The sequence below is a fragment of the Microbacterium lacticum genome (assembly GCF_006716815.1).
GTDB lineage: Bacteria > Actinomycetota > Actinomycetes > Actinomycetales > Microbacteriaceae > Microbacterium > Microbacterium lacticum.
The window spans coordinates 248125-259616 of record NZ_VFPS01000001.1 but is presented as its reverse complement, the minus strand read 5'-3'; the positions used below and the strand labels follow the sequence as shown (position 1 = coordinate 259616).

General features: G+C 70.2%; 9 protein-coding genes. 7 read left to right on the top strand and 2 right to left on the bottom strand.

Translation table 11 applies throughout. The annotated features are described in order from the left end of the window. The first annotated feature begins 249 nt into the window (after positions 1–249). Complete coding sequence (locus tag FHX68_RS01230; protein ID WP_141378774.1) at positions 250–1224, top strand: COX15/CtaA family protein; 975 nt, start codon at positions 250–252, stop codon at positions 1222–1224. Positions 1225–1307: 83 nt separating this feature from the next. Continuing rightward, on the top strand, positions 1308–1748 hold the full coding sequence (locus FHX68_RS01225) for a dinucleotide-utilizing enzyme (RefSeq protein ID WP_141378772.1): 441 nt from the start codon (positions 1308–1310) through the stop codon (positions 1746–1748). A gap of 102 nt (positions 1749–1850) precedes the next feature. On the opposite strand, the gene FHX68_RS01220 is transcribed toward FHX68_RS01225, so the two are convergent. Together FHX68_RS01220 and FHX68_RS01215 are read right to left on the bottom strand one after the other, a co-directional pair. Continuing rightward, positions 1851–2699 carry an endonuclease domain-containing protein gene (locus FHX68_RS01220; protein WP_141378771.1) on the bottom strand — a complete coding sequence of 283 codons (849 nt, stop codon included), beginning with the start codon at positions 2697–2699 and terminating at the stop codon, positions 1851–1853. A 256-nt stretch (positions 2700–2955) separates the two neighbouring features. After that, a complete protein-coding gene (locus FHX68_RS01215) occupies positions 2956–3882 on the bottom strand; it encodes a heme o synthase (RefSeq protein ID WP_141378769.1) in 927 nt (308 codons plus the stop codon). Between the two features lie 248 nt (positions 3883–4130). On the opposite strand from FHX68_RS01215, the gene tkt reads away from it, so the two are divergent. The 5 genes from tkt to FHX68_RS01190 are packed head-to-tail and all read left to right on the top strand — an operon-like array spanning position 4131 to position 11490. Then, positions 4131–6224 carry a transketolase gene (tkt, locus tag FHX68_RS01210; protein WP_373288660.1) on the top strand — a complete coding sequence of 698 codons (2094 nt, stop codon included), beginning with the start codon at positions 4131–4133 and terminating at the stop codon, positions 6222–6224. Then, entirely contained in the window at positions 6221–7357 is a 1137-nt protein-coding gene (gene tal, locus FHX68_RS01205; protein WP_141378767.1) for a transaldolase, read from the top strand. Before tkt ends, tal begins: the two co-directional genes overlap by 4 nt. Further along, positions 7354–8988, top strand: coding sequence for a glucose-6-phosphate isomerase (locus FHX68_RS01200; protein WP_141378765.1), 1635 nt, complete (start codon positions 7354–7356; stop codon positions 8986–8988). The genes tal and FHX68_RS01200 overlap by 4 nt, the downstream gene beginning before the upstream one ends. Positions 8989–9001: 13 nt before the next feature. Beyond that, positions 9002–10552 (top strand): glucose-6-phosphate dehydrogenase, encoded by a 1551-nt coding sequence (zwf, locus tag FHX68_RS01195; RefSeq protein ID WP_141378763.1) that lies wholly within the window; start codon positions 9002–9004, stop codon positions 10550–10552. Beyond that, positions 10549–11490 carry a glucose-6-phosphate dehydrogenase assembly protein OpcA gene (locus FHX68_RS01190; protein WP_141378761.1) on the top strand — a complete coding sequence of 314 codons (942 nt, stop codon included), beginning with the start codon at positions 10549–10551 and terminating at the stop codon, positions 11488–11490. Before zwf ends, FHX68_RS01190 begins: the two co-directional genes overlap by 4 nt. Positions 11491–11492 lie beyond the last annotated feature (2 nt).

Sequence of the window (11492 nt, the reverse complement as noted above, 5' to 3'; positions counted from 1 at the left end):
CGCCCGGCGGTGTCATCCGCTCCGACATTCCCACGACCCGCCGTGCTCACGGTGGAGGGTCGTCGGCGAGGGGTGGGATGCCGCTGTCAGGCCGTCTGCGTCTTTCTCGGACGCACAGTTCGCGCGCCTAGACTGGGAGTGGGTCGGGCACGCATCGCGTCGCCGTTCCCACCATTCGAGTCTACAGGCAACGCTCCCCCTCGGGCGTGGCCGGCGCCTTCCCGAGGCGCATCCCAGGAGGCGACAGCCATGTCCGATCCGTCCGCTGCGACCGCGGCGCCCGCACGACCGACGCTCGTCTCGGCGCTGCTGCCCGACCACATCACCCGGTACACCCGGGTGCTGGCGTGGCTGCTGCTGATCAGCAACATCGTCATCGTCGGCACCGGCGGCCTCGTGCGGCTCACCGGTTCGGGCATGGGATGCGAGACCTGGCCGTACTGCACGTCCGCGTCGCTCGTGCCGACGCCCGAGCTCGGCGTGCACGGCCTGATCGAGTTCGGCAACCGCACCCTCACCGGCGTGCTGGTGGTCGTGGCGCTCCTCGCCTTCCTCTCGGTGGTGCGGCTGTGGTCCACGCGCCCGGAGCTTCCCCGCCTGACCCTCGCCGTCGGCATCGGCATCATCCTGCAGGCCGTCGTCGGCGGCGTCACGGTGTGGCTGCACCTGCACCCGGCGATCGTCGGGCTGCACTACCTGATCTCCGCCGCGCTCGTCGCGATCGCCACCGCCTACGTCGTGCGGGTCTACGCCGAACCCGGGCCGCGCCGTCTCGCCGTGCCGCGCCGCTACGCGACACTCGTGCACGTGACGAGCGTCGTCGTGCTGATCACGGTCATCATCGGCATCCTGCTCACCGGATCGGGCCCGCACGCGGGCGACGATGCGGCGGCGCGCAACGGGCTCGACCCGATCTTCTGGCAGCACGTGCACAGCTGGCCGGCGTACCTGCTGTTCGCCCTGACGATCGTCGTGTTCGCCGTGTCGTTCCGCATGCCGCAGACGCTGCGCCTACCGCTGTGGACCGGACTGCTGCTGGCGGTCGAGGTCGTGCAGATCATCGTGGGACTGTGGCAGGCGCGCACCGGACTGCCGATCGTCCTGGTGAACATCCACATGGTGCTGGCGGTGACGCTCGTCTCCGCGATGACCGCGGTGCTGATGCATCTGAAGGCCCCGCGCGCCGTGCTGACTTTCGCCGACGGATCCACAGCGGGATCATAGGTGGTGCATCGCTCGCACTCGGGCGGTTCGCAGATAGTCGAAGAGCCGTCGCGTGTGCGTCGGCACGACAGAAGGAGTCCCGCATGTCCACCACCCGCCTCAGCCGCAGCATCCCGTTCTGGGTGCTCGTAGGCGGCTCCGTCGTCGCGATCGCCGGCGGCGCCTACCTGCTCATCTCGAAGCTGACCACGATGGCGTCGACACTCACCGACGGGACGGCGACCGGCGTCGAGGTCTACGCCGGTCAGATCTGGGCCGTCCTCGGCGCGATCCTCATCGGCGCCGGCCTCGTGGGTCTCACTCTCGCTCTCGTGCTCGGCGCGCTCAACTCGGCCGTCGCACCCGCCGTGGACGCTGTCGTCGTCGAGCCGTGGGAAGAGGACGTCGTCGAGGTCGCCGCTCCCGTCACCGCCTCGGAGCCGGTCGTCTCTTCGGAGCCTGTCGTGGCATCCGAGCCCGTCGTGGCCTCCGAGCCGGTCGTCGAGACCGACGCCACGCCGAACACGGACGCACCGCGCGCCTGACGCCCGACCCCTCCGCAACCGCGGAGATCTGCACACCTGCGGATGCCTCGCCGGCACCGATCCGCAGGAGTGCCGATCTCCGCGGTTCTGCGTGTGCCCGGCCTACGCGAGGTGCAGGCGCTGCGCGAGCGCGCGCATGATCGCGCTCTGCACAGCGGGCCAGTCGCCGACGATCTGCGCGTACGTGAAGCGCAGCACGTGGTATCCGCGGAGCATCAGCTCCGCGTCGTGGGCGAGGTCCTCCGCGCGCTGCGCCCCGACGTGATGCCCTCCGTCCGCCTGCACCACGAGCCGCTCGCCGATGAGGAAGTCGGCCCGGTGCCCGGCGAGCCAGATCTGATGCAGGATCCGCACGCGCAGCCAGCGCAGCCGCACCCGGAAGAGCGTCTCGATCCCGGAATCGGTGAACTCCTCCACCGCCGCCAGCACCGCGCGCCCCGCCGGAGCGAGCGGCAGCCGCGCCAGCTCGGCCTTCGTCACGAGGCCCTGGCGCACGGCCGAATCCCACACCGTGAGTGCCGCCTCGTGCGGCTGGCAGGATGCCACGGCGACGAGCACGTTCTCCACCGGATCGACCAACGCATCGGTGTGACGCGGGACGACCGGCCGCGCCCAGTGGACCGTGACCGCCTCCGGCGCCGGTCCGCCGCGATGCGGATCGGCGGCGACGTGGCACCGGTCCTCTGCCAGCACCCACAGGCCGAGACGCCGGGCCGCCGTCACGCAGGTGAGCACGACGGCGTCCCGCGCCGCGGCGACCAGTTCGGGGTCGGCGGCGGGGAGCGCGACCCATCCGCGCCGCACGCGCACGAGCATCCCCGCATCGAGCGCGCCGGCGATGCGGGAGCGCGAATGGCCCGCGCGGATCAGCGTCACGGTGCGCGCGACGCCCTGGCGGGCCCGCACGGCCTCGGTCAGCGCGCGCAGTCGGGGGTGTGTGGCGACGTCCATCCCGTCATCGTTGCGAGGGGGGTCGCCTGAAAACGCCGGAGCGACGCGAATGTGGACAACTCGCGCGACCTTCGCCCCTGGGGAGGAGGCGACGCCCCCTCCACTCGTGCCCCGCCCCGCCGGCGCAACCGCGGACATCGGCACAACAGCGGATGCCTCGCGCCCAGGCATCCGCGATTCGGCAGATCTCCGCAATTGCGCGAGCCGCGCGGCTCGCGAGATCTCCGCAGCTACGCAGGCGCAGCGCGCCAGCGGGTCAGAACGGGAGCAGCGGGTCGACGGCGATCGCGAGGAACAGCAGCGTCAGGTACGTGATCGAGGCGTGGAAGACGCGCATCGGCTTGATCTGCTCGCCGCGCACGGCACGGTTGTAGAGCACGTGCGACTCGTAGACGAACCAGCCGCCGAACACGAGCGCCGACACGGTGTAGACGAGTCCCATGCCCGCGACCGGGATGAGCAGCAGCGAGCAGGCGACCGTCGCCCACGCGTACAGGATGACCTGCAGACCGACCTGGATGCCGTCGCGCGTCGCGCCGAGCATCGGCACATCGGCCTCGGCGTAATCGCCCTTGTACTTCATCGACAGCGGCCAGTAGTGCGGCGGCGTCCAGAGGAACACGAGCAGGAACAGGATGAACGGGGTCCAGGTGAGCGACCCGGTCACGGCCGACCAGCCGATCAGCACGGGGAAGCATCCCGCGATGCCGCCCCACACGATGTTCTGCTCGGTGCGGCGCTTCAGGATCATCGTGTAAATCACGACGTAGAAGAAGATCGCCACCACGCTGAGCGTCGCCGCGAGCCAGTTGGTCGTCGCGAGCAGCCAGACGGTGGACGCCACGGCCAGCACCCAGGCGAACACGAGACCCGCGCGCGGGGAGATCTCACCCGTCACGAGCGGGCGGTTCTCGGTGCGGTGCATGTGCGCGTCGATGTCACGGTCGAGGTACATGTTGAACGCGGCGGCGGAGCCGGCGCTCATCGCCCCACCGATCGTCGTCGCGATCACGAGCCACAGGTCGGGCATGCCGCCCTGCGCGAGGATCATCACCGGCACGGTCGTCACCAGCAGCAGCTCGAGCACGCGAGGCTTGGTGAGGGTGACGTAGGCGGCGACGGTGCGACGCAGATCGCGCCCGGTGGTGGCGCGTTCACCGCTCTGGGTCGTCGTGATGTCCATCTCCCCCGCCGCTGTCTGGAAATTCCCCGTCAGTCTACGTCATGGCCGCGGACGGCCGACGGCCGGCGGGGGCATCCGCCCACCATCCCCCACGCGTCGAGACGCTGCCGATAGGCGTCATGCATCGCCCCGACGGCATACCGCTTCGATATGCTGGAGGCACATACGCGCGCCCGATTCGCCGATCCCCTCCCCCTTCTCTTCGAGGCAACCGACCGGCGTGGGCGCTCTTGCAGAAAGGCGACCGCGTGGCCGAGCTGAACACCGTCCTGGACTGGGAAGACATCGATCGGCGCGCGGTGGACACCGCCCGCGTGCTGGCCGCCGATGCCGTGGAGAAGGTCGGCAACGGCCACCCCGGCACGGCGATGAGCCTGGCGCCGGCGGCGTACCTGCTGTATCAGCGCGTGCTGCGTCACGACCCGTCCGATACCCACTGGCTGGGCCGTGACCGGTTCATCCTCTCGGCGGGGCACTCGTCGCTCACCCAGTACGTGCAGCTGTACCTCGGCGGCTTCGGTCTCGAGCTCAGCGACCTCCAGGCCCTCCGCACGTGGGGCTCGCTCACTCCGGGGCACCCCGAGTACGGCCACACGAAGGGCGTCGAGATCACGACCGGCCCGCTGGGTCAGGGCCTCTCCTCCGCCGTCGGCTTCGCGTACGCGGCGCGCTACGAGCGCGGGCTGTTCGACCCCGAGGCCGCTGCCGGCACGAGCCCGTTCGACCACTTCGTCTACGTGATCGCCAGTGACGGCGACCTGCAGGAGGGCGTCACCGCCGAGGCATCCAGCCTCGCCGGCCACCAGAAGCTCGGCAACCTCATCGCGATCTACGACTCGAACCAGATCTCGATCGAAGACGACACGAACGTCGCGTTCACCGAAGACGTCGCCAAGCGCTACGAGGCGTACGGCTGGCAGGTGCAGACCGTGGACTGGAAGAAGACCGGCGAGTACGTCGAAGACGTGGCCGAGCTGTACGCGGCGATCGAGGCCGCGAAGGGCGAGACGTCGAAGCCGTCGATGATCATCCTGAAGACGATCATCGGCTGGCCGAGCCCCGGCAAGCAGAACTCCGGCAAGATCCACGGGTCCGCGCTCGGCGCCGACGAGCTGGCCGCGACGAAGAAGGTGCTCGGCTTCGATCCGGAGCAGAGCTTCGTCGTCGCCGACGACGTGATCGCGCACACCCGCGAGCTGCAGGATCGCGCCACCGAGGCGCGCGCCGCCTGGCAGAAGGACTTCGACGCGTGGGCCGCGGCGAACCCGGAGCGGAAGGCCCTCCTCGACCGGCTCGAGGCCGGCGAGCTCCCCGCGGACCTCGAAGCGCCCACGTTCGCAGCGGGCAAGGACGTCTCCACGCGCGCCGCGTCGGGCCAGGTCATCAACGCCCTCGCCGCGCAGCTGCCGGAGCTGTGGGGCGGGTCGGCGGACCTCGCCGAGTCGAACCTGACGACGATCAAGGATGCCAAGAGCTTCATCCCCGCCGAGTGGTCGACCCGCGAGTGGTCGGGCGACCCGTACGGTCGCGTGCTGCACTTCGGCATCCGCGAGCACGCGATGGGCGCGATCGTCAACGGCATCAAGCTGCACGGACCGACCCGTCCGTTCGGCGGCACGTTCCTGATCTTCAGCGACTACATGCGCCCCCCGGTTCGCCTCGCCGCGCTCATGGACATCCCGTCGATCTTCGTCTGGACGCACGACTCGGTCGCGCTCGGCGAGGACGGCCCGACCCACCAGCCGGTCGAGCATCTGTCGACGCTGCGGCTCATCCCGAACTTCACCGTGGTGCGCCCCGCCGACGCGAACGAGACCTCCGCCGCGTGGCTCGAGATCGTCCGCCGTACCTCTGGCGGCCCGGTCGGTATCGCCCTCACACGGCAGAACGTGCCGGTGTTCCCCCGCGGCATCGACGGGTTCGCGACGACCGACGGCGTCGCGAAGGGCGCCTACGTGCTGGTGGATGCCGAGAACGGCACCCCCGACGTGATCCTCATCGCGACCGGCTCCGAGGTGCAACTCGCCGTGCAGGCGCGCGAGACCCTCGCCGCCGAGGGCATCGCCGCGCGCGTCGTGTCGGCGCCCTCGCTGGAGTGGTTCGCCGAGCAGGATGCGGCGTACCGCGAGAGCGTGCTCCCCGCCGCCGTCACGGCGCGCGTGTCGGTCGAGGCCGGCTCCACCCCGCTGTGGCGCGGCATCGTCGGCGACACCGGCCGCTCGGTCGGCATCGACCACTTCGGCGCCTCCGCCGACTACAAGACCCTGTTCGAGAAGTTCGGCATCACCGCCGATGCGGTCGTCGAAGCGGCGCGCGCAACCGTCAAGGAGAACAACGCATGAGCACCCCCACCGAAGATCTGTCCGCCGCCGGCGTCAGCATCTGGCTCGACGACCTGTCGCGCTCGCGCATCGACTCCGGCAACCTCGCCGAGCTGATCTCGACCCGGAATGTCACCGGTGTCACCACGAACCCGTCGATCTTCCAGGCGGCGATCGGCAACCAGAACGACGACTCGTACGACGCGCCGCTCGCGGCCCTCGCGTCCGCCGGCGCCGACGTCGACACCGCGATCTTCGAGCTGACGACGACCGATGTGCGGGATGCCGCGGACATCTTCCGCCCCGTCTACGACGCCACCGGCACCCTCGACGGACGCGTCTCGATCGAGGTCTCCCCCGACCTGGCGCACGACACCGACGCCACCTCCGCCGAGGCGAAGAAGCTCTGGGCGAAGGTCGACCGCCCGAACGCGCTGATCAAGATCCCCGCGACGAAGGCCGGACTCCAGGCGATCACCGCGACGCTCGCCGAGGGCATCTCGGTCAACGTCACCCTGATCTTCTCGCTGGAGCGCTACGGCGAGGTCATCGACGCGTACCTCGCCGGTCTCGAGCAGGCGAAGAAGAACGGGCACGACCTGTCGGGCATCCACTCCGTCGCCTCGTTCTTCGTCTCGCGCGTGGACACCGAGGTCGACAAGCGGCTGTCGCTCTACCGCAGCGAAGATGCCGAGGCGCTGAAGGGCAAGGCGGGGCTCGCGAACGCCCGCCTCGCGTACCAGCTGTTCGAGAAGCGCTTCGCCACCCCGCGCGCACAGGAGCTCGTCGCCGCCGGCGGCAACGTGCAGCGGCCGCTCTGGGCATCCACCGGCGTCAAGGACCCGGCCCTCCCCGACACGCTGTACGTGACCGAGCTCGTCGCCCCCGGCACCGTCAACACGATGCCCGAGAAGACCCTCGAGGCCACGTTCGACCACGGCGTCATCACCGGCGACACGATCACCGATCACTACGAGGACGCGCGCCTCGTGTTCGCCCAGCTCGCGCACCTCGGCGTCGACATCGCCGACGTCACCCAGGTGCTCGAGGACGAGGGCGTCGAGAAGTTCATGGCCTCGTGGCACGACCTGCAGAAGACCGTCGCCACGGCGCTGGAGAGCGCGCCGGAGAACGCCGCGGAGAACGCGCAGTGAGCTTCGAGATCCATGTCTCCGGCCACGTCAAGGACGTGGTCGACCAGACGCTGCCGGGGCTCGTCGACTCGCTCATCGCGAGCGGCATCACCGCCGGCGACCCCGACCTGTGGGGGCCCGAGGCGGCTCCCGAGGCCGCACGCCGGCTCGGTTGGGTCGAGGCCGTCTCGGTCTCGCGCCCGCTCGTCCCCGAGATCGAGGCGCTCCGCGCGGAGCTGAGCGAGCGTGGCATCACCCGCGTGGTGCTCGCCGGCATGGGGGGCTCGTCGCTCGCGCCCGAGGTGATCACGGCGACCGCGAACCTGCCGCTCGTGATTCTCGACTCCACCGCCCCCGGTCAGGTGCTCGCCGCGATCGACGGCGACGCCGAGCAGGGCGGCCTGGCCGAGACGGTACTCGTCGTCTCGTCGAAGTCCGGCTCGACGATCGAGACCGATTCGGCCCGTCGCGCGTTCGAGGCGGCGTGGACCGACCTCGGCATCGACCCCGCCGCGCACATCGTCGTGGTCACCGACCCGGGATCGCCGCTCGACGTCTCGGCGCGCGAGGCGGGCTACCGCGTCTTCAACGCCGACCCGAACGTCGGCGGCCGCTACTCGGCCCTGACCGCGTTCGGTCTCGTGCCGGCCAGGCTCGCGGGCGTCGACGTCTCGGAGATCCTCGACGAGGCCGACGCGACCCTGCTCGAGGTGTCGATCGACGACGCGCGCAACCCCGCGCTCATCCTCGCGGCCGCGATCGCCGGCACCGCCGACGGCGAGCCGCGCCGCGACAAGCTCGGTCTCATCACCGACGGCACGCACATCGTGGGCCTCCCCGACTGGATCGAGCAGCTCGTCGCCGAGTCGACGGGCAAGAACGGCACAGGCATCCTGCCCGTCGTGCTGCAGCCGCTCTCCCCCGAGGCCGACCCCGACTTCACACCGACCGACATGCAGCTGGTGCGTCTCGTCGACGACGCGGTGCACTTCCAGCTGATCGAGCAGCATCCGAGTGAGGTGCTCGTCAGCGGATCGCTGGGCGCGCAGTTCATCGTCTGGGAGTACGCGACGGCGATCGCCGGGCAGATCCTCGGCATCAACCCCTTCGACCAGCCCGACGTCGAATCCGCCAAGGAGGCGGCGCGCGGGCTCCTCGACGCGCGCCCCGAGGTGGGCGCCGCGGCGTTCCGCGCGGGCGGCATCGAGGTGCGCGTCTCCGACATCGCCCTCGTCGAGGGAGCGAGCCTCGAAACGGTGCTGGATGCCTTGTGGGCCCGCCTCTCGCCGACCGGGTACGTCTCGATCCAGGCCTACGTCGACCGCGTCGCCGTGCCGCAGCTCGCGGGCCTGCGCGAACTGGTCGCCGCCGACAGCCGTCGCCCGACGACCTTCGGCTGGGGGCCGCGCTTCCTGCACTCGACCGGCCAGTACCACAAGGGCGGTCCCGCGGAGGGCGTGTTCCTGCAGATCCTCGGGCCGAGTGACGTCGACCTCGAGATCCCCGGCCGGCCCTTCACGTTCGGCCAGCTCATCACCGCGCAGGCCGCCGGTGACGCCGCCGTGCTCGTCGCGCACGGGCGCCCCGTCGTGACCCTCACCCTCTCCGACCCGCAGGCCGACGTGCTCGCGCTGTTCGAAGCAGCCCAGTAGGAGTTCCACACCGATGACTGTCGAGATCTCGCGCGGAGTGAACCCTCTGCGCGACCCCGATGACCGCCGCCTGAACCGCATCGCGGGGCCGAGCGCGCTGGTCATCTTCGGCGTGACAGGAGACCTGTCACGCAAGAAGCTCATGCCCGCCGTCTACGACCTCGCCAACCGCGGCCTGCTCCCCCCGGGCTTCGCGCTCGTCGGGTTCGCGCGGCGCGACTGGGAGGACCAGGACTTCGCCGAGGTCGTACACGATTCCGTGCGTCAGTACGCGCGTACGCCCTTCCGCGAGGAGACGTGGAAGCAGCTGCTGCAGGGGATCCGCTTCGTCTCCGGCGAGTTCGGCGACGCCGACGCGTTCCGCCGCCTGCGGGAGACGGTCGAGAAGCTCGACGTCGAACGCGGCACGATGGGAAACCACGCGTTCTACCTGTCGATCCCGCCGCGTGACTTCCCGATCGTCACGAAGCAGCTGAAGGACTCCGGTCTCGTCGACGACAAGGTGAACAATCCGGATGCCTGGCGCCGTGTCGTCATCGAGAAGCCGTTCGGCTCCGACCTGCAGTCCGCGCGAGAGCTGAACGCCGCGCTCGAGGTGGCCTTCCCGGCCGACTCGATCTTCCGCATCGACCACTACCTCGGCAAGGAGACGGTGCAGAACATCCTCGCGCTGCGCTTCGCCAACGAGCTGTACGAGCCGATCTGGAACGCCAACTACGTCGACCACGTGCAGATCACGATGGCCGAGGACATCGGCGTCGGCGGCCGCGCCGGGTACTACGACGGCATCGGCGCCGCGCGCGACGTCATCCAGAACCACCTCCTGCAGCTGCTGGCTCTGACCGCGATGGAGGAGCCCATCTCGATGGATGCCTCGCACCTGCGCGCCGAGAAGGAGAAGGTGCTCGCCGCGGTCCGCCTGCCGGAGGACCTGTCCACCGCGACTGCCCGCGGACAATACGCCGGGGGCTGGCAGGGCGGCGAGGAGGTCACGGCGTTCCTCGACGAGGACGGCATAAACCCCGAGTCGACGACCGAGACCTACGCCGCCATCAAGCTCGAGATCGCCACGCGCCGCTGGGCGGGCGTCCCGTTCTACCTCCGCACCGGTAAGCGGCTCGGGCGCCGCGTCACCGAGGTCGCGGTCGTCTTCAAGCGCGCGCCGCAGCACCTGTTCCAGCGCAATCAGACGCTCGAGCTCGGCCAGAACGCGCTCGTGATCCGCGTGCAGCCCGACGAGGGCGTCACGATCCGGTTCGGTTCGAAGGTTCCCGGCGCGGCGAATGAGGTGCGCGACGTCACGATGGACTTCGGCTACGGGCACGCCTTCACCGAGTCCAGCCCCGAGGCGTACGAGCGCCTCATCCTGGATGTCCTGCTCGGCGACCCACCGCTGTTCCCCCGTCACGAAGAGGTCGAACTGTCGTGGAAGATCGTCGACCCCGTCGAGGAGTACTGGGCCGCCGTCGGTGGTCCGCTCGAGCAGTACGCCCCCGGTTCATGGGGCCCCTCTTCCGCCAATGAGCTCCTGGCCCGCGACGGCCGCGTCTGGAGGCGTCCATGATCGTCGATCTGCCCGATACCACCGTCTCGAAGATCGCGCGCTCGCTCGTGAGCGTGCGTGAAGAGGGCGGTGCGGTCGCGCTGGGCCGCGTGCTGACCCTCATCATCGTGACGGCCGACGGCCTGCAGGAAGAAGCCATCGAGGCCGCCAACGACGCCTCCCGCGAGCACCCGATGCGCGTCATCGTGCTGATCGCCGATCCCACGGGCGAGCCGAAGCTCGACGCGCAGATTCGCGTGGGCGGCGACGCCGGCGCGAGCGAGGTCATCGTGCTGCGCGCACATGGTCCCGCCGCGGCGAGCCAGGAGGGTCTCATCACCGGCCTGCTGCTGCCTGACGCTCCGGTTGTCGCGTGGTGGCCCGATCACCCGCCGGTCTCCCCCTCGACCTCCGAAGTGGGACGTGTCGCGCAGCGTCGCATCACGGATGCGTCGACACCGCCGTTCGCGAAGACCCGGCTCAGCCAGCTGGGTGCGACCTACGCACCCGGCGACACCGATCTCGCCTGGACTCGTCTGACGCGCTGGCGTGAGCAGCTCGCCGCCGTGCTGGACCAGCCTCCGTACGAGCCGGTCACGGCCGTCGAAGTCGTGGGCGCCGGCAGCTCCCCCTCCACGGGACTGATGGCCGCGTGGTTGCGGCTCAAGCTGGACGTGCCCGTGAGCTGGCGCTCGGCTGACCCCGACGAGTGGGAGCACGGCATCCAGTTCGTCCGTCTCACGCGTCCCAGTGGCGACATCCTGCTGCAGCGCAGCAACGACATCGACGCAACTCTCACCCAGCCGGGACAGCCGTCGCACGACATCGTGCTGCCGCGCCGCACCCTGCGCGAGTGCCTCGCCGAGGAGTTGCGTCGGCTGGATCCGGACGTCCTGTATGGTCGAGTGATCACGGAGGGCTGGGAGCTCCTCGGGCCCCCGACCACCACCGAGTCGTAGGA